Source organism: Dellaglioa sp. CoH-56-MRSF-11, assembly GCF_056782135.1.
In genome coordinates this window covers 1-252 of the sequence record NZ_JBXAYE010000141.1, presented here as the reverse complement: position 1 = coordinate 252, position 252 = coordinate 1, and the positions used below count along the sequence as shown (strand labels likewise).

The window sequence follows — 252 nt, the reverse complement described above, 5'->3', positions numbered from 1 at the left end:
ACAGGCGTATAATAGAGGTGTACTAATGACCGCTGTCATAAAACATATCCGTAATACGACAGCGGGCTTGCCGCCCGCTGCTGGTAATTTGGTAGCGGGCCAACTCGCTATCAACACGTCTGATGCAAATCTATACACGCTTGATGCACTGGGTAATGTGCGACTTCTGGCCAGCGCCGCAGTAACAGCAAATGCCTACACATCAACCAATACCACGAACCAGCTTGTCAAGACAATCAATGGCGTGAGCCC

General features: G+C 50.4%; 1 protein-coding gene. It reads left to right on the top strand.

From position 1 onward, the window contains the following. Positions 1–25: 25 nt before the first annotated feature. On the top strand, positions 26–252 hold a 227-nt coding region (locus AC1RPT_RS08170; protein WP_481763053.1), incomplete at its 3' end, for a hypothetical protein.